General features: G+C 72.1%; 23 protein-coding genes and 1 riboswitch. Of the genes, 11 read left to right on the top strand and 12 right to left on the bottom strand.

Translation table 11 applies throughout. The features are described from left to right. Positions 1–4: 4 nt before the first annotated feature. The 3 genes from DEJ25_RS00425 (at position 5) to DEJ25_RS00415 (ending at position 2,963) form a co-directional block, all read left to right on the top strand. Positions 5–1,015: an ABC transporter permease subunit gene (locus tag DEJ25_RS00425; protein ID WP_111043697.1), complete on the top strand. Its 1,011-nt coding sequence runs from the start codon at positions 5–7 to the stop codon at positions 1,013–1,015. A 101-nt stretch (positions 1,016–1,116) separates the two neighbouring features. After that, positions 1,117–1,896 carry an ABC transporter permease gene (locus DEJ25_RS00420; RefSeq protein ID WP_258366381.1) on the top strand — a complete coding sequence of 260 codons (780 nt, stop codon included), beginning with the start codon at positions 1,117–1,119 and terminating at the stop codon, positions 1,894–1,896. Continuing rightward, on the top strand, positions 1,893–2,963 hold the full coding sequence (locus tag DEJ25_RS00415; RefSeq protein WP_111043435.1) for an ABC transporter ATP-binding protein: 1,071 nt from the start codon (positions 1,893–1,895) through the stop codon (positions 2,961–2,963). Before DEJ25_RS00420 ends, DEJ25_RS00415 begins: the two co-directional genes overlap by 4 nt. Before the next feature lie 42 nt (positions 2,964–3,005). On the opposite strand, the gene DEJ25_RS00410 is transcribed toward DEJ25_RS00415, so the two are convergent. Continuing rightward, positions 3,006–3,485 (bottom strand): NUDIX domain-containing protein, encoded by a 480-nt coding sequence (locus DEJ25_RS00410; protein WP_111043434.1) that lies wholly within the window; start codon positions 3,483–3,485, stop codon positions 3,006–3,008. 74 nt (positions 3,486–3,559) lie between these two features. On the opposite strand from DEJ25_RS00410, the gene nagB reads away from it, so the two are divergent. Further along, positions 3,560–4,345, top strand: coding sequence for a glucosamine-6-phosphate deaminase (gene nagB, locus DEJ25_RS00405; protein ID WP_111043433.1), 786 nt, complete (start codon positions 3,560–3,562; stop codon positions 4,343–4,345). An 89-nt stretch (positions 4,346–4,434) separates the two neighbouring features. Here nagB and DEJ25_RS00400 read toward each other — a convergent pair whose 3' ends face one another. Beyond that, positions 4,435–5,613: an aminotransferase class I/II-fold pyridoxal phosphate-dependent enzyme gene (locus tag DEJ25_RS00400; protein WP_309146908.1), complete on the bottom strand. Its 1,179-nt coding sequence runs from the start codon at positions 5,611–5,613 to the stop codon at positions 4,435–4,437. Beyond that, positions 5,610–5,861 carry a hypothetical protein gene (locus tag DEJ25_RS17190; RefSeq protein ID WP_375334529.1) on the bottom strand — a complete coding sequence of 84 codons (252 nt, stop codon included), beginning with the start codon at positions 5,859–5,861 and terminating at the stop codon, positions 5,610–5,612. Before DEJ25_RS17190 ends, DEJ25_RS00400 begins: the two co-directional genes overlap by 4 nt. A 143-nt stretch (positions 5,862–6,004) precedes the next feature. Between DEJ25_RS17190 and DEJ25_RS00395 the strand changes: the two genes are divergently transcribed. Together DEJ25_RS00395 and DEJ25_RS00390 are read left to right on the top strand one after the other, a co-directional pair. Then, positions 6,005–8,470: a GH92 family glycosyl hydrolase gene (locus tag DEJ25_RS00395; RefSeq protein WP_258366380.1), complete on the top strand. Its 2,466-nt coding sequence runs from the start codon at positions 6,005–6,007 to the stop codon at positions 8,468–8,470. Between the two features lie 55 nt (positions 8,471–8,525). Beyond that, positions 8,526–8,756: a hypothetical protein gene (locus DEJ25_RS00390; RefSeq protein WP_111043430.1), complete on the top strand. Its 231-nt coding sequence runs from the start codon at positions 8,526–8,528 to the stop codon at positions 8,754–8,756. Between the two features lie 72 nt (positions 8,757–8,828). Here DEJ25_RS00390 and DEJ25_RS00385 read toward each other — a convergent pair whose 3' ends face one another. Together DEJ25_RS00385 and DEJ25_RS00380 are read right to left on the bottom strand one after the other, a co-directional pair. Further along, a complete protein-coding gene (locus tag DEJ25_RS00385; RefSeq protein ID WP_111043429.1) occupies positions 8,829–9,164 on the bottom strand; it encodes a zinc-binding dehydrogenase in 336 nt (111 codons plus the stop codon). Between the two features lie 52 nt (positions 9,165–9,216). Next, positions 9,217–10,104: an NmrA/HSCARG family protein gene (locus tag DEJ25_RS00380; RefSeq protein ID WP_111043428.1), complete on the bottom strand. Its 888-nt coding sequence runs from the start codon at positions 10,102–10,104 to the stop codon at positions 9,217–9,219. A 70-nt stretch (positions 10,105–10,174) separates the two neighbouring features. Between DEJ25_RS00380 and DEJ25_RS00375 the strand changes: the two genes are divergently transcribed. Continuing rightward, positions 10,175–10,657, top strand: a complete 483-nt coding sequence (locus DEJ25_RS00375; RefSeq protein ID WP_111043427.1) for a MarR family winged helix-turn-helix transcriptional regulator — start codon at positions 10,175–10,177, stop codon at positions 10,655–10,657. A gap of 28 nt (positions 10,658–10,685) precedes the next feature. On the opposite strand, the gene DEJ25_RS00370 is transcribed toward DEJ25_RS00375, so the two are convergent. Then, positions 10,686–11,741: an LLM class flavin-dependent oxidoreductase gene (locus DEJ25_RS00370; RefSeq protein ID WP_111043426.1), complete on the bottom strand. Its 1,056-nt coding sequence runs from the start codon at positions 11,739–11,741 to the stop codon at positions 10,686–10,688. A gap of 87 nt (positions 11,742–11,828) precedes the next feature. On the opposite strand from DEJ25_RS00370, the gene DEJ25_RS00365 reads away from it, so the two are divergent. Continuing rightward, entirely contained in the window at positions 11,829–12,326 is a 498-nt protein-coding gene (locus DEJ25_RS00365; protein ID WP_111043425.1) for a MarR family winged helix-turn-helix transcriptional regulator, read from the top strand. 16 nt (positions 12,327–12,342) lie between these two features. Here the strand turns inward: DEJ25_RS00365 and nagA are convergent, their stop codons facing one another. Genes nagA through DEJ25_RS16515 form a run of 4 tightly spaced genes read right to left on the bottom strand, consistent with a single transcriptional unit; the run spans position 12,343 to position 15,245 of the window. Further along, a complete protein-coding gene (gene nagA / locus DEJ25_RS00360) occupies positions 12,343–13,494 on the bottom strand; it encodes an N-acetylglucosamine-6-phosphate deacetylase (protein WP_258366379.1) in 1,152 nt (383 codons plus the stop codon). Further along, positions 13,491–13,898, bottom strand: coding sequence for a YrdB family protein (locus DEJ25_RS00355; protein WP_111043424.1), 408 nt, complete (start codon positions 13,896–13,898; stop codon positions 13,491–13,493). Before DEJ25_RS00355 ends, nagA begins: the two co-directional genes overlap by 4 nt. An 8-nt stretch (positions 13,899–13,906) precedes the next feature. After that, the gene (purU, locus tag DEJ25_RS00350) at positions 13,907–14,776 is read right to left on the bottom strand and encodes a formyltetrahydrofolate deformylase (RefSeq protein ID WP_111043423.1); all 870 of its coding nucleotides are present in this window, start codon (positions 14,774–14,776) and stop codon (positions 13,907–13,909) included. 4 nt (positions 14,777–14,780) lie between these two features. After that, positions 14,781–15,245, bottom strand: coding sequence for a MarR family winged helix-turn-helix transcriptional regulator (locus tag DEJ25_RS16515; RefSeq protein WP_181427306.1), 465 nt, complete (start codon positions 15,243–15,245; stop codon positions 14,781–14,783). 81 nt (positions 15,246–15,326) lie between these two features. Between DEJ25_RS16515 and DEJ25_RS00340 the strand changes: the two genes are divergently transcribed. Next, positions 15,327–16,202, top strand: coding sequence for an NmrA family NAD(P)-binding protein (locus DEJ25_RS00340; protein ID WP_111043422.1), 876 nt, complete (start codon positions 15,327–15,329; stop codon positions 16,200–16,202). Between the two features lie 93 nt (positions 16,203–16,295). Here the strand turns inward: DEJ25_RS00340 and DEJ25_RS00335 are convergent, their stop codons facing one another. Beyond that, complete coding sequence (locus DEJ25_RS00335; protein ID WP_110903464.1) at positions 16,296–16,772, bottom strand: DUF2017 family protein; 477 nt, start codon at positions 16,770–16,772, stop codon at positions 16,296–16,298. Next, on the bottom strand, positions 16,769–17,056 hold the full coding sequence (gene clpS / locus DEJ25_RS00330; RefSeq protein ID WP_110903463.1) for an ATP-dependent Clp protease adapter ClpS: 288 nt from the start codon (positions 17,054–17,056) through the stop codon (positions 16,769–16,771). The genes DEJ25_RS00335 and clpS overlap by 4 nt, the downstream gene beginning before the upstream one ends. Positions 17,057–17,094: 38 nt before the next feature. Then, positions 17,095–17,180: riboswitch (ZMP/ZTP riboswitch) on the top strand. A gap of 69 nt (positions 17,181–17,249) precedes the next feature. On the opposite strand from clpS, the gene glyA reads away from it, so the two are divergent. Together glyA and DEJ25_RS00320 are read left to right on the top strand one after the other, a co-directional pair. Continuing rightward, entirely contained in the window at positions 17,250–18,539 is a 1,290-nt protein-coding gene (glyA, locus tag DEJ25_RS00325; protein WP_375334522.1) for a serine hydroxymethyltransferase, read from the top strand. A 17-nt stretch (positions 18,540–18,556) separates the two neighbouring features. Beyond that, positions 18,557–19,468, top strand: coding sequence for a tetrahydrofolate dehydrogenase/cyclohydrolase catalytic domain-containing protein (locus tag DEJ25_RS00320; RefSeq protein WP_111043693.1), 912 nt, complete (start codon positions 18,557–18,559; stop codon positions 19,466–19,468). The last annotated feature ends 149 nt before the right edge of the window (positions 19,469–19,617 follow it).

Genomic DNA, 19,617 nt, shown 5'->3' with positions numbered 1-19,617 from the left:
CAGCATGACCACCGCATCGGCCCCCGGCACCGCCGGAGTCCCGGCCGCCGGGGTCCCCGCCATCACGGTCCCGGCCGTCACGCTCGTCACGAGCGAGCAGGCGACCGCGACCCGCGCGGGCACGCAGGCCGATGCCACCGCCCGCCGCGGCGCCGGACCCCGTGTCCGGCGCCGCGGCGGCATCGCGTGGCTCGGTCTCACCCCGTTCGCGGCGTACGTGCTGCTCTTCCTCGCCGTCCCGGCGCTGATCGCCGTCGGGTCGGGGTTCTTCGACGCGTCGGGCCACCCGACGCTCGCGAACTCGGCCGCGCTCGGCGACCCCAGCGTGCTGCGGGCCTTCGGCGGCTCGTTCGGGCTGTCCGCGGCCTCCGCCGTGATCGGCGCCGTGATCGGTGCGCTCGTGTGCTGGGCGCTCGCGGCACTCCGGCCGGACGGCATCGTCCGGTCGATGATCGACTCCGCCGCCAGCGTGCTGGCCCAGTTCGGCGGCGTGATGCTCGCCTTCGCGTTCATCGCGACGATCGGCACGCAGGGTCTGGTCACAGCGTGGCTGGTGTCCACCTTCCACTGGGACCTCAACGCCGACGGCGCCTTCCTCTACACCGTGCCCGGCCTCGTGATCCCCTACGTGTACTTCCAGGTACCGCTCATGGTCCTCACCTTCATGCCCGCACTCGAGGGCGTCAAGACGCAGTGGGGCGAGGCCGCGGCGACGCTCGGAGCATCGCGTGCCACCTACTGGCGTCGCGTGGCGTTGCCCGTGCTCGCGCCGGCGTTCTGGGGATCGCTGCTGCTGCTGTTCGCGAACGGGTTCTCGTCGTTCGCCACCGCCGCCGCGCTCATCTCGCAGGGCGGCATCGTCCCGCTGACGATCCGCGCGCAGCTCACCAGCGAGACGATCATCGGCCTGCAGAACGTGGCCGGGGTCCTGGCGCTCGGCATGGTCGTCGTGATGGCCGTCGTCATGACGGCGTACTCGCTGCTGCAGCGCCGTGCGGCCCGGTGGCAGCGATGAGCGCGGGAGCGCCGGCACGTCCGGCACGTTCCGCTCGGACGGGAGGCCCGGCCCGCGTCCCACAGTTCGGCGCGGCCCCGTCCCGGGGCACCGCAGCGGTCGTGTTGGTCGTCGTCGGACTCCTCTTCGCCGTGCCGCTGGTCGCGCTGCTGCAGTTCACGTTCCGCCAGGGCACCGACGGCAGCCTGACCACGGCGCACTACACGGCCCTGGCGGACCCGGCGAACGCGGGCACCTACCAGCCCGTCTTCGACGGCCTCGGGGCCTCGCTGGTCATCGCGGTCATCGCCGTCGCGATCATCCTGCTCGTGCTCCTGCCCGCACAGGTCATCACCGCCCTGCACCACCCGCGGCTCCGACGCATCCTGGAGTTCGTCTGCCTGGTGCCGATCACGGTGCCGGTGGTCGTCCTCGTCGTCGGGTTCGTCCCGGTGTACCAGGTCGTGGCCCGGCTCTTCGGGTCCGGCGCCTGGACGCTCTCCTTCGCCATCGGCGTCGTCGCGCTGCCGTTCGCCTTCCGTCCGATCTCCGCCGCGATCACCGCGATGGACCTCATCACGTTGACCGAGGCCGCTCGATCCCTCGGTGCCTCGTGGTGGACGGTGACCTGGCGGGTGCTCCTGCCGAACCTGCGGCGGGGGATCCTGGCCGCGTGCTTCCTCACGATCACGGTCGTCCTGGGTGAGTACACCCTGGCCTCGTTCCTCTCCCGCACCACCTTCCAGACGGCACTGCTCCTCGTGCAGGGGACCGATCCGTACGTCGCGGCGATCTTCTCGCTCGGCGCGCTGGTGTTCGGCTTCCTGCTGCTCGTCGCCATCGGCCGGATCGGGCAGCGCCGCACGCGTGTCCGTCGTCCCCACCGCAAGGACCCCGCATGACCACCACTGCACCCGCCGCCCCCACGTCCCTGTCGGGCACCGGCGCCGTCGTCGAGCTCCATGCCGTCGAGAAGCGCTACGGCACCCACCGGGCACTCGCCGGGTTGTCCCTCCGCGTCGAGCCGGGCGAGTTCCTGTCGCTCCTCGGCCCCTCCGGCTGCGGCAAGACGACCGCGCTCCGTGCCCTCGCCGGGCTCGAGGCCATCGACGCCGGCGCCATCCGCATCGACGGCGAGGACGTGGCGAACACCCCCGCGAACAAGCGCGACATGGGGATGGTCTTCCAGCAGTACTCGCTGTTCCCGCACATGACGGTGCGGCAGAACGTCGCGTTCGGCCTCGAGATGCGCAAGGTCCCGTCGTCCGAGCGGAAGTCCCGGGTCGTCGACGCGCTCGACATGGTGCACCTCGCCGACTTCGCCGACCGGTTCCCGCACCAGCTCTCCGGTGGGCAGCAGCAGCGCGTGGCACTCGCCCGCGCGCTCGTCACACGCCCCCGCGTGCTGCTGCTCGACGAGCCGCTGTCCGCCCTCGACGCCAAGGTGCGGGTGTCCCTCCGCGAGGAGATCCGCCGTATCCAGTCCGACCTCGGCATCACCACGGTCTTCGTCACGCACGACCAAGAGGAGGCGCTCGCCGTCTCCGACCGGATCGCGGTGATGAACGCGGGCGACATCGAGCAGATCGGGACGCCCGAGGAGCTCTACCGCTCCCCGTCGTCGGCGTTCACGGCGGACTTCGTCGGGCAGTCGAACCGACTCGGCGGTGACCTGCGCGGCGGCGACGTGTTCGTCTACGGTTTCCGGATCCCCGCGCTCGACCTCACCGTGGCAGACGGTCCCGTGCTCGCCTACGTCCGACCGGAGGACATCGCGTTCGCTCCCGAGGGCGTCACCGGCACCGTCGTCTCCTCGAGCTTCCTCGGGTCGATCCGGCGCACCACGGTCCGGCTCGACGACGACACCATCGTCACGGTCCAGCACGAGGTCGGCGACCGACACACGTCCGGCGACCCTGTGGCGGTCCGGCTGCTCGGCGCTCCGGTGGCGGTGGCACCCGTTTCCTGACCGCAGGGGACGTGGCGGGGGCGGGGCGTGCCTCCCGTCCGGTCAGCGCTCGAAGCGCGCCGCGACCTCGTCCGCCAGGACCGCGTCGACCCGTCGGCGCATGTTCTCCGGCATGTCCGGGAGGCTCGTGACCGATGCCCAGAAGGCCTCCGTGTTCTCGCCGTCGGCCGGGTACGGGTCTCCCGACACCCAGCGGCAGGCGAAGACGAGGTCCATGTACTGGGCCCGGTCGCCGTTCGGGTAGGTCATCGGTTCGAGCGTCTGCACCCAGGCGAGGCGCTCGGCGACGGCGACGACGTCGGCCTCCTCGAGGACCTCGCGCTCGGCGGCCACGGCGGGTTCCTCACCGGGATCGACGATGCCGGTGACCGGGGTGAGCGCGCCGTTGTCGGCGCGACGGACGACGAGGAGTTCGCGGTCGTCGCCGTCGCCGCGGGTGACGACCGCGGTGACGCCGGTGAGCCAGAGCAGCTCGGTGCCGACCTTCTCGCGCAGGGACAGGACGAAGTCGGGGGTGGGCATGCCGCCACGCTACCGGGGTCGCCCAGTGCGTCCGACCCCTGTCGTCTGCTGGTCATGACCAGTAGGCTGACGGTGTGGAGATCATCATCCTGCCCACTCCGGCGGAGGTCGGTCGCGTCGCCGCGGCCAAGATCGCGTCGGTCGTCACGGAGAAGCCGTCCGCGGTCGTCGGACTCGCCACGGGGTCGAGCCCCGAGGGCATCTACGCCGACCTGCGTCGTCGTGTCGAGGCCGGCGAGCTGTCGTTCGCGCAGGCCCGCGGGTTCGCGCTCGACGAGTACGTCGGCATCCCGCTCGAACACCCGGAGTCGTACGCCAGCGTCATCGCCCGCGACGTCGTCGAGCCCCTCGGCTTCGACCCCACCCGGGTCCGGGTGCCGGACGGGCGTGCCGGAGACCTGGCATTCGCCGCGAAGGAGTACGACGCCGCGATCCGGGCCGCGGGCGGGGTCGACGTGCAGATCCTCGGCATCGGCGCGAACGGGCACATCGGGTTCAACGAGCCGACGTCCTCGTTCGCGTCCCGCACCCGCATCAAGACCCTCGCGCCGTCCACGCGCGAGGCGAACGCGCGCTTCTTCGACTCGCCCGACCAGGTGCCGACGCACTGCATGACGCAGGGGCTCGGCACGATCCTCGAGGCCCGCGAGCTCGTCCTCGTCGCCCAGGGGTCGGCGAAGGCGGACGCCGTCGCCGCCGCGGTCGAGGGGCCGCTGAGCTCCTTCGTCCCGGGCTCCGCGCTGCAGCTGCACGAGCACGCCACGGTCGTCGTCGACGAGGAAGCGGCTGCCGGCCTCCGTCTCGCCGACTACTACCGCTACACGTACGCGAACAAGCCGTCCTGGCAGCGCTTCGAGTAGCCCCCCCCCCCCCCGCAAAACGCAACGTCGGCGGTTCCTCGCAGCGGTGTTCCGTTGCGTGCAGCCGCCGACGTTGCGTTCTGCGGGGGTCAGACGGCGGCGGACAGGCGCGCGAGCCCCTCGCGCAGGGTCTCCTCAGAGCAGCCGAAGTTCAGCCGAGCGTGCCCGATGCCCTGCCGTCCGAAGTCGCGACCGTTCGACAGCGCCACCTTCGCCTCGTCCACCAGCCGGAGGGCCGGGTCGTCGCCCCACGGCAGCGCGCGGAGGTCGAGCCACGCCAGGTACGACGCCTGCGGCTGTCGGTAGCCGGCACCGGGCAGCGCTGCCCCGAGCTCCTCGGCCAGGATCCGCCGGTTCGCCTGCAGTTCCGCCAGCAGTGACGCCAGCCAGGGACCGCTCTCGGAGAACGCGGCGACGCTCGCGGTGTAGCCGAGGATCCCGGTGCGCTCGACGACCTCGGTCGGCATCCCGTCGAACCACGTCCGGGCACGGTCGGAGGCCCCGACCATCAGCGCACACTTGGTGCCGGCCAGGTTCCAGGCCTTGCTCGCGCTGGACAGGGCGACACCGACGGCCGCGGCCTCGGGGCAGGAGTCGAGGAACGGCGTGAAGGTCGCATCGGCGTGGACGAGCGGCGCGTGGATCTCGTCGGAGACCACCACCGCGTCCCACTCCGCCGCGAGCCGTGCCAGTGCGGCGAGGGACTCGCGGTCGTGCACGAGCCCGAGGGGGTTGTGCGGGTTGCAGAGCAGCACCGTGCGGGCACCCTCGGCGAACGCCTGCCGGACCCCGTCCAGGTCCATCCGCCACCCTGCCGTGGTGCTGTAGGGGTCCGCGGTGCCCGACGGCGTCAGGAGCGGGACCTCGGTCACCGAGCCGCCGGCCTCGGTGACGTACTCCCAGAACGGCGCGTAGACCGGGGGCATCACGACGACCTGGTCGCCCGGCTCGATGACCCGCCGCAGGGTCTCGACCGCGGCGACCGACACGTCCGTGGTCGTCCGGACCAGGTCCGGGTCGACCTGCCAGCCCCATCGGTCGGCCGCGAAGTCCGCGAACGCCTCGGGGAGCGCGCGGCCGTGCCCCACGTAGCCGGTGTCACCGTCGGTGACGGCTCGGACCAGGGCGTCCCGCACCGGTTCGGCGAGGGCGCAGTCCATCTCGGCGACGAACATCGGCAGCACCTCCGGCGGGTAGGCCGTGTACTTCTCGCTCGTGCGGGTCCGGGAGGCATCGAACACGGAGACCATGACACTCATGCTGGTCATCCTCGCAGGGGACGCAGCCCGGTGAGCAGGATCTCGACGTACCGGTCCGGATCGGCGACCGTGACGCCACCCGCGGTGGCTGCCTCCCGCATCCCGCAGACCAGGCGGCGGACGTCGTCCGGCCCGACGTCGCCGCGGACGACACCGGCGGCGGCACCCCGGCCTGCGCCGTTCCGACCGCCGACTGCACGTCGTCCCGGTCCGTGGGGCCGCCGCCGACCCGGCCCTCCGGTCGCGCGTGCGCAGATTGGTCAAACAGACCGTCCACCGCACCCGCGCCTGACAGCGGATCGACGTGAGCGCGGAGCGGACCCTGCCTGGACGTGAACACCGGGCGACCGCTCGGTGACCCGGCGTGCGTCCCCCGACCGAGGGGGATAGCGTCGCGGACGTGACCAGTCCTCGCGTGCACCGTCGCCCGCTCCTCCGTCCGTTCCCGCTCGCCGCGGCCGCCACGATCGCCGCGCTGCTCGGCACGGGAGTGGTCGCCTCCCCGGCCACGGCGGCCCCCGCTACCGGCCCGGCGGGGGCGACCACGGCCTCCCGGCCGGTCACCGACCCCGCAGCATCGGTGGACCCCTTCATCGGGACCAGCCACGACGGCAACACCTGGCCGGGCGCGACCGCGCCGTTCGGGATGCTGCAGTGGAGCCCGACCGGCGCCAGGGGCGACCAGACCTCGACCCCGGTCGCGAACGGCTACTCCTACGACGTCAACCGCCTGCGCGGGTTCAGCCTGACGCACCTCAACGGCGCCGGCTGTGCGCCGGGAGCCGCGGGTGACGTGCCGATCATGCCGATCACGACGGCGGTCACGACCTCGCCGTCGGCCGACACCACCGACGCCGTCTACGCCGCGGGGTACTCCCATGACCAGGAGTCGGCGAGCCCGGGCCGCTACGGCGTCCAGCTCGACAACGGCGTCCGCACCGACCTCGCGGTCACCACGCGTGCCGGCATCGGCGAGTTCGCCTTCCCCGCCGGCAAGGACGCGAACCTGCTGTTCCGCACCTCGAACTCGATCAACGGCAGCGAGGCCGCCGACACCCGCGTCGACGCCCGGACCCGCACGGTGAGCGGCAGCGTCCTGACCGGCGGCTTCTGCAGCCGTCGCGGCAACGGCGGCGGCGCCACCAACCCGGACCGCCGCAGCTACTACCGCCTCTACTTCACCGCCACCTTCGACCGCGACTTCACGAGCACCGGCACCTGGAAGGACGGCACCGTCCAGCCGGGAGGCACGCGCGCCTCCGGCGGGGAGGGCTACCTGACCGGGGCCGACCGTGCCGGACGTGGCTCCGGCGCATGGGTCGGGTTCGACGCGCGTCGCGGTGCCACCGTGCACGCGAAGATCGGCATCTCGTACGTCAGCGCCGCCGGCGCGGTCGCGAACCGCGACGCCGAGGTGCGGCGGCACGCGACGGTCGCCAGTGTCGCGGCGGGGACACGGGCCTCCTGGAACCGCGAACTGTCCCGCATCCGGGTCGGCGGCGGCACCGCTGACCGGACCACGCAGCTGTACACGTCGGTGTACCACGCGCTCATGCAGCCGAACACGCTGAACGACCGGGACGGCCGTTACCTCGGGCCGGACATGCGGGTGCACCGCATCGACCACGGGCACGCGGCCGTCTACGGCACGTACTCCGGGTGGGACCAGTACCGGGCGCAGATCCAGCTGCTCGCCCTGCTCCGACCGGACGTCGCCGGGGACATGGCCCAGTCCATGCTGCGGTTCGCCCAGCAGAACGGCGGCGTCTGGGACCGGTGGCTGCACCTCGGCGCTCCGACCCACGTGATGACGGGCGACCCCTCGGCCGCGACGCTCGCCACCTGGTACGCGATGGGCGTCCGGAACTTCGACGTACAAGCCGCGTACCAGTCGCTGAAGCGGCAGGCGACCGTGGAGAACGCGGACGCCGAGAGCGAGATCGGCTGCCCGGGGCAGTGCCTGGCACAACGACCCGCGCTCGACGAGTACCTGCAGCGGCAGTACGCCGCCAACGACGACTGCTCGTGCTGGGGCGGGGCCGCCGAGACGCTCGAGGACTCGATCTCCGACAGTGCGCTCGGCTCCTGGGCGGGATCCATGGGGCTGCGCTCCGACGCCCGGATGTTCGCGGAACGCGGGACGTACTGGAAGAACACGTTCAACGCGGCCGTCGGGTACCAGGCAGCGCGCCAGGCCGACGGGTCGTGGACGCCCGGGTGGTCACCGTCCACCGGGACCGGCTTCGCACAGGGGACCAGCGCGCAGTACACCTGGCTCGTGCCGCAGGACGTCAGCGGGCTCTCCGCCGCGCTGGGTGGCGACGCCGCCGCGGTGGCCCGACTCGACGCGTTCTTCCACGACGCAGCGGGGAACTTCGCGGTGACCGGCGGCGACGCCACGAAGTTCGACCCGACGAACGAGCCCGACATCCACACGCCGTGGATGTACAACGCGCTCGGACAGCCGTGGAAGACGCAGGAGACCGTGCGCCGGGTCGTCGACGGCGCCTACGGCACCGGGCCCGGCGGGCTGCCGGGGAACGACGACCTCGGCACGATGAGCGCCTGGTACGTCTTCGCCTCGATCGGACTCTTCCCGCAGACGCCGGGCCGTGCCGAGATGCTCATCGGCAGCCCGACGTTCAGCACGGTCGACATCCGGCGGTCGAGCGGCCAGCGGATCGTCATCCGGTCCTCGGGCACCGAACAGTACGTGCAGGGCGCACGGCTCGACGGTCGGACCCTGACGAAGTCGTGGGTGCCGGCGTCCTTCGTGAACCGGGGTGGCACGCTGTCGCTCCGGGTCGGCAGCACTCCGGACACGAAGTGGGCGACCGCTCCGCGCGACCGGCCGCAGGACCGGTAGGCGCCTCCGGCAGTCGAGGCGCGACGTTCCTGCGCCCGCCACTAGTGTTCGTGGCATGCAGCGTCGTCGTCCCATCGCCCTCGTCGGCATGATCCTGCTGGCCTGCGGGCTCGTGATGGTCGTGGTCGGCGGGTTCAGCAACGCGACCAGTCCGGCGGGCGACGCGAACATCGGTGCGGGCGCGCTGATGCTGGGTGGGACGGTCGTCGGCGCGGTCGGACTCGTCGTGTGGGCAGTGCAGGGTGTCCTCGCGCAGCGCCGCGGGACTCGCGGCCAGGGCCGCTAGCACGGAGCCCCCGGTGACGACTGGTCGGTCCGCGTCGCCCCCGCGGACCGGCCGGTCCGGAGCCCCATCGAGCTACGGGACGACCACGAGCTTCCCGACCGTGTGACCGCCCTCCGCTGCCCGGTGCGCGGCAGCAGCCTCGTCCAGTGCGTACCGGCGCTCGATCTGCAGTGTGAACCCGGCGAGTGCCGTGGCTTCCGCGAACCCGTCGCGGGGATCGGTCGTCCGCCCGGCGTCGGTCGAGACGCGGGCGCCGAGCGCCGGGGCGGTGAAGTCCGAGATCGAGATCACCTCCTGCGGGTCGCCGACCAACGCGACGAGGTCGGCGATGACTCCGGCTCCGGACAGGTCGAGCGCACCGTCCACACCCTCCGGTGCGGCCGCCCGGACGCGGTCGACGAGTCCCACGCCGTAGGTGACGGGCGTCGCCCCGAGCGGATGACGGGGTGGTGGCGCGGGGTCAGGAGTCCCGGGTGGGGCCGGCGGTCTCGAGCCACTGGGCGAGCGTCCACGTGGTCGGGGCGATCCGGCGGACCTGCTCGAGGTCGGCCTGGTACGCGGGCGTCTCGGCGAACCACCGGAACATCGCCTGCATGTCGTCCTGTCCGTCCAGGACCGCCAGGGGCAGGGCCTCGTACCGGGTCGGCGTGCCGGTCTGCTCGGCGAAGGCCGCGGCGATCTCGCTCCCGGTCAGGGCGTCCCCGGCGATCTCGATCTCGGCGGGGACTGCTGTCGGGTCGAGCAACGCGGTGGCCGCGATCGCGCCGACGTCGCGGGTCGCGATCATCTGCAGCGGGATCCCGTCGGGGAACGGCAGCCGGAGCACGAGGGTGCCGTCCTCCCGGGTCGGTGCGAACGCGTGGAAGTTGTCCGTGAAGAACACCGGCCGCACCACGGTCACGTGGAGCCCCACCGTGGCGAGGTGCTGCTCGACGCGGTACTTGGACTCGAAGTGCGGGACGTGGGAGTCGCGCTCCGCTCCGCCCACGGAGCTGAAGACGACGTGGGGCACCTGCGCGGTGGCGGCAGCGTCGGCCAGTGCGATGCCCTGCGCGGTCTCGCCCTCCGTGTCGGGCTGCTGCATGCCTCCCGGGGGCGTCGTCATGAACCAGAACGCGTCCACGCCCTGCAGTGCGGTCACCAGGGACGACGGGTCGTGGACGTCGATCTGCGCGAGTTCGACACCGCGTCCGGCGAGGGCCGCCGCCTTCTCCGAGGTCGTGTCCCGCAGGAGTGCGCGGACCCGGGCGCCCGCCGCGAGCAGGGCATCGGTGACGGCACCGCCCTGACTGCCCGTGGCGGCGAAGACGGCGATGGTCGGCGTGGTCGATGTGGTCTGGGTGCTCATGGTTGACTCCTTCGTGGTCGGTCTCGGAGTCAATCATTAGCCGGCTAAGAACATTCCCGGAAGGTGTGCGATGGACCACGCGGAAGACTCACAGCCGACCCCGGCACCGGCCGTCGTGCCGATCAGCTCGTTGATCCCGGCCGTGGCGAAGTCACACCGGAAGCTCGCCGGCTCGTTGCTGCAGGACCTGGGTCTCGCCGCCGGCCAGGAGTTCGTGCTGATGCTCCTGTGGCAGGAGTCACCGCAGTCGCAGGCGGACCTGACGCGGCAGCTGATGGTGGAGCCACCGACCAGTGCGAAGGCACTGGCTCGCCTCGAGAACCTCGGGCTGGTCACCCGCGAGCGCTCCGGGTCCGACCGTCGCGTGCTCCTGGTGTCCCTGACCGATGCCGGCCGGGCGCTCGAAGCGCCGGTCATGGCCGTGTGGGCGACGCTCGAGGCGGCGACGACCGCGGGACTGGACCAGGCCGAGCAGGACCAGCTCAGGGGTCTCCTGACCCGGCTCGACGCCTCGCTGGCAGCTGCACCCGCGCACCTGGCCGCCGAGCACTGACGTCCTGGCGGACGGGCGGACGGGCGACTCAGGCGTCCAGTGCGGGCGACGAGGGCATGTCGGCGAGCAGCTCGCGGACGCGCGGGACCACCGTGCTGCCGTACAGCTCGACGGACCGCAGGCGCGACCGCATCGACTGGGCACCCGAGGTGTAGATCATGTCGAAACGCCCGACGCCCATCGTGTGGACGCTGCGTGCGATCCGCTGTGCGACGGTCTCGGCGGACCCGACGTACATCGACCCGGCTTCGACCTCGCGGTCGAACTCCGCGCGGGTCACCGGCGGCCAGCCACGGAGCGCGCCGATGCGGTCCCGCACCACCTTGTAGTGCGGGAACCACGCTTCCCGGGCCTCGTCGTCGGTATCCGCGACGAATCCGGGGGAGTGCATCCCGACCGGGTGCCGCGGTGTCCCGAACTGCTCGGTCGCACGGCGGTAGAGGTCGAGGAACGGCGCGAAGCGCTCGGGCTGGCCGCCGATGATCGCGAGCATGAGCGGGAAGCCGTACCGCGCGGTCCGCACGACCGACTCCGGGGATCCGCCCACCCCGACCCAGGTCGTCAGGCCGTGCTCCGTCTTCGGGAACACGTCGGCGTCGACGAGCGGCGCTCGGGTCGTCCCGGACCAGGTGACGGGCGTCTCCCGCAGCAGTCGGGCGAACAGCTCGATCTTCTCCTCGAACAGCACGTCGTAGTCGGCCATGTCGTAGCCGAAGAGCGGGAACGACTCGGTGAAGGAGCCGCGTCCGAGGATCACCTCGGCCCGCCCGTTCGACAGGGCGTCGACGGTCGCGAACCGCTGGAACACCCGCACGGGGTCATCGGAGCTGAGGACCGTGACGCCGGAGCTGAGGCGGATGCGCTCGGTCGCCGTGGCCAGCCCCGCGAGCACCGTCTCCGGTGACGAAACCGAGTACTCCGGGCGGTGGTGCTCGCCCACGGTGAAGACGTCGATGCCGAGCTCGTCGGCCAGCACGGCTTCGTCGACGAGTTGCCGGATCGACCGGGCGTGACTGACCTGCACGCCGGTGTCGTCAGAGGGGACGTCGCCGAACGTGTCGAGGCCGAAGATGATGTCGGGCATGTTCCCTCACGTGATTGACACATCAACCGAATGGTTGACGCGTCAATCATGAGACGGTACGGTCGCGCTGTCAACAGGAGGACGCACATGGGTGAACCGCAGGACCAACGCGCCGGCAAGCGGTCGATGCGTGCGTCCGAGCTGGCGGTCTGGCGGGACTACGTCGAGACCGCCGAGCGCGTCAAGCGCACCCTGGCGGCCGCGTTCCAGGAGACCTCCGGGATCTCGCCCGGGGACTACTCGGTGATGCTGGCGCTGAGCGAGGCTCCGGACCGGACCCTGCGGTCGTCGGACCTCGCCGTGGTCGTGGGCTGGGAACGGAGTCGGCTCTCGCACCACCTCCGGCGCATGGAGGCACGGCAGCTCGTGCTCCGGGCCGCGGTCGGTGGGGACGCTCGCGGTGCGGCCATCACGCTCAGCCCGACCGGCGCGGGGGTCTTCCGCAGTTCCTCCGCCGCGCACCTCCGTGTCGTCCGTGACGTCTTCGTCGACGCGTTCACCGCCGAGCAACTCGAGGACATGCGCGTGCTCACGGCGGCCCTGCACCGCCACCTCGACGCCGGACGACCGGCACCCGAAGGCTGACAGGCCGCGTCCGTCGTCAGCGCAGCTCCCGCCCGCCGCCCCACACGCGCTCGACCTCGAGCGACGGCGACAGCGCGACGAGGTCCGCAGCGAACCCGGGCGCGAGACGCCCGAACCGGTCGCCGAGCCCGAGGGCCTCGGCCGGGATGCTCGTCAGCGCGGCGACGGCCTCCGGCAGTGACCGCCCCGCGAGCCGCACGGCGTTCCGGAGCGCGACGTCCTGCGTCAGGGTCGAGCCGGCGATCGTGTCCGTCCCGGTGACGTGCGCGACGCCGTCCGTGACGGTGACGTCGAGCGAGCCGAGTCGGTAGGGGCCGTCGGCGGCCCCCGCGGCACCCATCGCGTCGGTGATGAGCGCGACCCGACCGGGAGCAGCGCGGAACAGCGTGCGCGCTGCGGCCGGGTGCACGTGCACACCGTCGAGGATGAGTTCGAGGGTCACCCGGTCGTCTTCCACCGCGGCGCCGATCGGCCCCGGACGGCGGTGGTGCAGCCCCGGCATCGCGTTGAACGCGTGCGTCAGGACGGTCGCACCGGCGTCGAACGCGGCACGCGCCTGCTCGTACGTCCCGACCGTGTGCCCGACGGCGACGGTGACCCCGGCGGCGACGAACCGACGGACGGCGTCGAGCGCGCCGGGCAGCTCGGGCGCGATCGTGATCTGGCGGAGGACGCCGTCGCCCGCTGCGAGCAACGCGTCGACGGCCCCGGGCGTCGGCGCGACGAGGTGGTCCTCGTTGTGTGCCCCCTTGTTGTGCGGTGAGAGGAACGGCCCCTCGAGATGCGCTCCGAGCACGAGGGGATCGGTCGCCGTCACCGTGCGGATCCGGTCGAGCGACCGGGCGAGTTCCGGCACCGGGTTCGCGACCAGGCTCACCACCGAGCGGGTGGTGCCGTGTGTGCGGTGCGCTGCCAGGGCTGCACTGAAGTCGTCGTCCTCGTACGCCTGGGTCGCGCCGCCGTGTCCGTGCAGGTCGAGGAAACCCGGCACCAGGGTCGCGTCGCCGAGGTCCTCGACCTCGTCGGCATCCGGTGCGACTCCCGTCCCGGCCTGGAGGATCGTGTCCCCTCCGACGAGCACCCATCCGTCCGGCACGGGGCCGGCCACGTCGACCAGGTGGGCGGCGCGGACCAGCGTGCGGTGGGCCTCCCGTCCGGCGGTGCTCACGCGGTCTCCCGCCGGGCCGCGACGATCCCGCTCACGGCGGCCACGACGACGAAGACGAGTCCGACGGCCGGGTGGCCCAGCGAGATCCAGGTCGCGCCGGCCGCGACGACGAGGGCGACCTCGACGATGGTCTTGCCGACGACGTCGGTCTCGACCGGCGAGTTCGGTGAGCGGAAGAAGAACCACACCAGGGCAGCGAACAGCGGGGCGCCGACGATGAAGAACAGCGCGGGGAACGGGTACGGCCAGGTCAGGTACCCCCAGTACGCCAGTGACAGCAGACCGAAGGCACAGACCAGGAAGCGGAGGGCACTCCAGACGTCGAACCGTCGCCCTGCTGCGGCATGCGTCGCCGGTACGTGGTCGTCGCCGGGGTCGATCGGGCTGCGGGGTGCGTCGTGCATCGCCGGGCCTACTTGAAGATGATCGTGCGGGCGCCGTCGAGGAGCACGCGGTCCTCGGCGATCCAGCGCACGGCCTGGGTCAGGGTGCGGGACTCCTCGTCCTGGCCGATGGACACCAGCTCGGCGGGCTCCTTGGTGTGGTCGACGCGGACGACGTTCTGCTCGATGATCGGGCCCTCGTCCAGGTCGCTCGTGACGAAGTGCGCGGTGGCACCGATGAGCTTCACACCGCGGGCGTGCGCCTGTCGGTACGGGTTCGCACCCTTGAAGCCGGGCAGGAACGAGTGGTGGATGTTCACGGCACGACCGGCGAGGGCCGTGCACAGCTCGGGGGAGAGGATCTGCATGTAGCGGGCGAGGACGACGAGCTCGATGTCGTGCTCCTCGACCGCTTCGAGGATCCGGCGCTCCATCGCGGCCTTCGAGTCGGCGTCGGTGACGGGACGGTGCTCGAACGGCACCGAGTAGAACGACGCCAGTCCGGCCAGGTCCGGGTGGTTCGCCAGCACGAGCGGCACGTCGATGGGCAGCTGCCCGCCGCGCTGCCGGTAGAGCAGGTCGTTGAGGCAGTGTCCGGCCTTCGACACCAGGACCAGGGTGCGCATCGGCCGACCGACGACGTCGAGCTGGACGCGCATGCGGTACCGCTCGACGACGGGGGCCAGGGCCTCCTGGAAGGTCTGGCGGTCGACGGGGGCCATCACCTGCAGGCGCATGAAGAACGTGTTCGTGTCCGCGCTCGAGAACTGCTGCGACTCGGTGATGTTGCCCTCGGCCGCGACCACGGCTCCGGAGACGGCGTGCACGATGCCCGGCCGGTCGTCGCAGACCAGCGTGAGGGTCCAGTGCGTGGGGTTCGCGGAGCTCGGGTCGGTCACCGGTTCAGGGTACCGGGGCGTCGACCGGGTCGCTGGCGTCGCCGAGCAGGGGCCGCAGCGTCGTGACCAGTGCGGCGCTGTCCTCCAGGTCGTCGCCGAACCACCGGTTGCTCGCGTGCACGACCGGGTACGCCCGGCCCAGCAGCTCGCGGCCCGCCGGTGTCAGTCGGATGCGGGAGAGCCGGCCGCGGCCCCGTTCGGCACCCCGGTCGAGCAGCCCGCGCCCGCCGAGCCCCGTCACGAGCGGCGTCATGCTCTGCGGGCGGACGCCAACGGCACGGGCGAGGTCGGCCTGGCTGAGGCCGTCGGCCGCGGCGAGCTGGACGAGGACACCGAACTCGACCGGGGTGAGGTCGAGCGGGTCGAGCTCGGTGGCCAGGCGTCGGGCGAGTTCGCGCGCCGCCCGGATCACCGTCCACGCGGCGATGGCGTCGACGTCGTCTCGCGTCGCTGAGAACTCCCGGGGCACGGACCGATCGTACGGCGTACCGTTCGGTATCAGAAGGCTGATACTCACTCCGAGCGTCAGCCTCGCCCACCAGGAGGAACCATGAGCGACACCATCGCGGTCACCGGTGCGACCGGCGACGTCGGCGGCAAGACCATCGAGATGCTGCACGCGGCCGGAGCGGACGTCCGCGCCGTCGTCCGACGCACCGAGCAGGTCAGGGCCTTCCGCGACCGCGGGATCGACGCCCGCCTCGCCGACATGGACGACGGTGAAGCCCTCACCGCCGCGCTCGAGGGTGTCGACCAGCTCTTCCTCGTCACCGCTGCCACGGAACGCCAGGCGGAGCACGGCATCACCGCCGTCCACGCAGCCCGAGCCGCCGGGGTCCGCGCGATCGTCCAGCTCTCCGGCGGCGACGCGGCCGAACACTCGCCGATGCCCTGGGCCAGTGCCATCTGGCGGATCGACCGTGCCGTCCGGGCGAGCGGACTGGAACGGACGATCCTGCACCCGTCGGGCTTCATGACGAACCTGGAGTCCTCCGGGCCGGCGATCCGACGCGGGCTGTTCCCGCAGACCATGGGCGACGGCGTCATCGGCTGGATCGACACGCTCGACATCGCCCGCGTCGCGAGCACCGTGCTGCAGGCCGGCGTCCACCACGGCGACGAACCCGTCCTGACCGGGCCGGAGCTGCTGGACGGTCGCGGCGTCGCCCGTGAGCTCGCCACCGGACTCGGCCGGCCAGTGCACTACCTGCACCTGCCCAGCCGCGTCTTCGGCGGCATGCTGCGCCTGACCGGCATGCCCGGGTGGCAGGCCGAGGGACTCCGGCAGCAGTTCGGCGTGGTCGCGCGGCGGCGCCTCGACGGGGTCGACGTGCTCACGGACGAGGTCGAGCGCATCACCGGGGACCCGGCGACGCCGCTCTCCGGCTGGGCGCGGGCACACCGGCGGGAGCTGCTGGGGCGCTGACACGGGGTGTGAGACCGGAGAGCAGCGGACGGGAGGCCCGTGGCGGCCGTGTGGCGCGCCTCCCGTCCGGCAGACGCACCGGCGAGCGGCCCGTCAGCGCGACGAGATGGTGACGACCAGGTGCTCCTGCACGTACCCGAGCCAGTCGTAGACGTCCCGCAGTCCGACGCTGCCGTCGTCCCCGTCCAGCCCGTTGTCGGCCGTCGCGCGGTCCACGATGCCCAGGCGGTCCGCGATCGTCAGGCGCAGGTCGGTGAGGGATCGGAGCCACGCCTGCTCGTCGGCCCGGGTCAACGCGCCGTCGCGAGCACCCGTCAGCCACTCGTGGACAACGGCGGCGTTCGCGGACTTGGCGGTGCGCAGGTCCTCCTGCGTGTAGCGGCGGAACTCGGCGCTGGCCTCGTCGTCCTCCGGGTACGCGTCCGGGAACATCCGGACCGCCACCGGGTCCGTCGCCAGGTCCTCGTCGAGGACCTGGCGCAGCTGCTCGACCAGCGAGGTGAGGACGGCGCGCTCGCCGGAGGCCAGGCCGAGGTGCACGCCGTCGGCGCGGCGGACGAAGGGGATCACGCGGCGGGTGCCCGATCGACGGTCGCCTGCAGGCCGTAGCCGTGCATGGCCTCCACGTGGCGCTCCATCTCCTCGCGGTGCCCGGTCGCGACGATCGCCCGACCGTCGGAGTCGACCTGGTGCATCAGGCGCTCGGCCTTGGCTCGGGGGAAGCCGAAGTAGGACTCGAAGACGTAGGTGACGTACGACATCAGGTTGACCGGGTCGTCCCACACCACCGTCGTCCACGGGACGTCGGCGCGCACCGAGGTCCGCTCGTCGACGTCCGGACTCAGCATGGTCATGGAGTCAAGGGTGACACGAACCGGTGGCCTCGGTACGATCGTGGGGTCGCGACTGGCGTTGGATGGGTCACCATCGGGGAGCGACACCTGACACGGTGCGCGGCCGTACGCCTGGGCCGCAACCAATCGTCCACCCCGTCGCGCGTCTGCTCGGCGGTGTCGCGCTCCGGCGCGCCAGACAACGAGGAGTCCCGTGTCCATCACCGACCTGTCGCCCGCCGCGACCCAGTCGTCCTTCAACGCCCCCCTCTCCGAGGTCGACCCGGAGATCGCCGCCGTCCTGCAGCAGGAGCTCGGCCGTCAGCGCGACTTCCTCGAGATGATCGCGTCCGAGAACTTCGTGCCCCGCGCGATCCTGGAGTCCCAGGGCTCCGTCCTCACGAACAAGTACGCCGAGGGCTACCCGGGCAAGCGCTACTACGGCGGCTGCGAGTACGTCGACGTCGCCGAGCAGCTCGCGATCGACCGCGCGAAGGCCCTCTTCGGCGCCGCGTACGCCAACGTCCAGCCGCACTCCGGCGCCACAGCCAACGCCGCGGTCCTGCACGCGATCGCGTCGGCCGGTGACACCATCCTCGGCCTCGAGCTCGCGCACGGCGGACACCTGACGCACGGCATGAAGCTGAACTTCTCCGGCCGGATCTACAACGCCGTCTCGTACGGCGTCGACCCCGAGACCTTCGAGGTCGACTACGACGACATCCGCGCGAAGGCCATCGAGCACCAGCCGAAGGTCCTCATCGCCGGCTGGTCCGCCTACCCCCGTCAGCTCGACTTCGCGAAGTTCCGCGAGATCGCGGACGAGGTGGGCGCGAAGCTCTGGGTCGACATGGCCCACTTCGCCGGTCTCGTCGCCGCGGGACTGCACCCGTCGCCGGTGCCGCACGCGCACGTCGTCTCGTCCACCGTGCACAAGACCCTCGCCGGACCCCGCTCGGGCATCATCCTGTCCAACGACGAGACGCTGTTCAAGAAGCTGAACTCCGCCGTGTTCCCGGGGCAGCAGGGTGGCCCGCTGATGCACGTCATCGCGGCGAAGGCCACCGCGTTCCTGCTCGCGGGCACCCCCGAGTTCAAGGACCGCCAGGAGCGCACCATCCGCGGCGCCCAGGCCCTCGCGGCGCGTCTGACGCAGCCGGACGCCAAGGCGGCCGGCATCGACGTCCTCACCGGTGGCACCGACGTGCACCTGGTGCTGGTCGATCTGCGCGAGTCCGAGGTCGACGGCAAGCAGGCCGAGGACCTCCTGCACGACGTCGGCATCACCGTGAACCGCAACTCCGTGCCGTTCGACCCGCGTCCGCCGATGGTCACCTCGGGTGTCCGCATCGGCACGTCGGCACTCGCCACCCGTGGGTTCGGTGACGCCGAGTTCACCGAGGTCGCGGACATCATCGCGCTGACGCTGATGCCGGACCCCGACGTGGCAGCACTCTCGGCCCGGGTGAAGACCCTGACCGACGCGTTCCCGCTCTACGCGTGAGCGGCGCCGTGGCTCCCCTGCCCACTGCTCGGTGGGCGGGGGAGGACTCGGCCGTGCGCATCGACGGCACCGCCCTCGCTGCCCGCACGCTCGAGGAACTCCGTGTCCGCGTCGACCGTCTGCACGAGCGGGGCATCCACCCTGGCCTCGGCACGATCCTCGTCGGCGAGAACGCCGGCTCGCTGTCCTACGTCGCCGGCAAGCACCGTGACTCGGCGCAGATCGGCATCGAGTCGATCCGTCTGGACCTGCCCACGACCGCTTCGGCCGCTGACATCCGTGCCGCGATCCTGCAGATGAACGACGACCCCCGGGTCACCGCGTTCATCGTGCAGCTCCCGCTGCCGGAGGGCATCGACCCGACGCCGATGCTCGAGCTGATGAACCCCTCGAAGGACGCCGACGGCCTGCACCCGACGAACCTCGGGGAGCTCGTGCTCGCCGTCCCCGGTGGAGCCGGCACGATCGACGCGCCCCTGCCGTGCACCCCGCGCGGCATCGTCGAGATGCTCCGTGCGTACGACATCCCGATCCGCGGGAAGCACGTGACGATCATCGGCCAGGGACTCACCGTCGGCCGGCCGCTCGGGCTGCTCCTGACCCGTCTCGAGGCCACTGCCACGCTGACGCACTCCCTGACGGCGGACGTCGCGGCCGAGTGCCGCCGCGCGGACATCGTCATCGCGGCCGCCGGCGTCGCCGGACTCGTCAAGCCGGACTGGGTGCAGCCCGGTGCGGCCGTGATCGACGTCGGCATCACCCGGGTCGTCAACGAGGAGACCGGCAAGGCGCGCCTGCGCGGTGACGTGGACCCGGCCGTCGCGGCGGTCGCCGGGTTCATGTCGCCGGTCCCCGGCGGCGTCGGCCCGATGACGCGCGCGATGCTCATGAAGAACGTGGTCGAGGCGGCGGAGCGCCGCCTGCGCTAGCCGCGCCGGCCCGGCACGGCGGCGGTCCGGTACGCGAAAGCGACAGATGTGCGCGGGAGACGCGCGCACATCTGTCGCTTTCGCGTCGGGGACGGCGCGGCCGGGAGGCGCGGTGCCGCCCCGGCACGCGCCTCCCGGCCGCGGGCAGC

It is taken from the genome of Curtobacterium sp. MCPF17_011, from assembly GCF_003234145.1.
In the GTDB taxonomy this organism is placed as follows: domain Bacteria; phylum Actinomycetota; class Actinomycetes; order Actinomycetales; family Microbacteriaceae; genus Curtobacterium.
This window is presented reverse-complemented; position numbering and strand designations above follow the sequence as displayed.

Bases quoted from the DNA above. Each gene is read 5' to 3' on its own strand.
- DEJ25_RS00340 (WP_111043422.1), top strand. From the start codon at position 15,327: ATGAGCGACACCATCGCGGTCACCGGTGCGACCGGCGACGTCGGCGGC.
- DEJ25_RS00370 (WP_111043426.1), bottom strand. From the start codon at position 11,741: ATGCCCGACATCATCTTCGGCCTCGACACGTTCGGCGACGTCCCCTCT.
- DEJ25_RS00400 (WP_309146908.1), bottom strand. From the start codon at position 5,613: ATGACCAGCATGAGTGTCATGGTCTCCGTGTTCGATGCCTCCCGGACC.
- DEJ25_RS00365 (WP_111043425.1), top strand. From the start codon at position 11,829: ATGGGTGAACCGCAGGACCAACGCGCCGGCAAGCGGTCGATGCGTGCG.
- DEJ25_RS00415 (WP_111043435.1), top strand. From the start codon at position 1,893: ATGACCACCACTGCACCCGCCGCCCCCACGTCCCTGTCGGGCACCGGC.
- DEJ25_RS00390 (WP_111043430.1), top strand. From the start codon at position 8,526: ATGCAGCGTCGTCGTCCCATCGCCCTCGTCGGCATGATCCTGCTGGCC.
- DEJ25_RS00375 (WP_111043427.1), top strand. From the start codon at position 10,175: ATGGACCACGCGGAAGACTCACAGCCGACCCCGGCACCGGCCGTCGTG.
- DEJ25_RS00425 (WP_111043697.1), top strand. From the start codon at position 5: ATGACCACCGCATCGGCCCCCGGCACCGCCGGAGTCCCGGCCGCCGGG.
- DEJ25_RS00355 (WP_111043424.1), bottom strand. From the start codon at position 13,898: ATGCACGACGCACCCCGCAGCCCGATCGACCCCGGCGACGACCACGTA.
- DEJ25_RS00380 (WP_111043428.1), bottom strand. From the start codon at position 10,104: ATGAGCACCCAGACCACATCGACCACGCCGACCATCGCCGTCTTCGCC.
- DEJ25_RS00410 (WP_111043434.1), bottom strand. From the start codon at position 3,485: ATGCCCACCCCCGACTTCGTCCTGTCCCTGCGCGAGAAGGTCGGCACC.
- clpS (WP_110903463.1), bottom strand. From the start codon at position 17,056: ATGACCATGCTGAGTCCGGACGTCGACGAGCGGACCTCGGTGCGCGCC.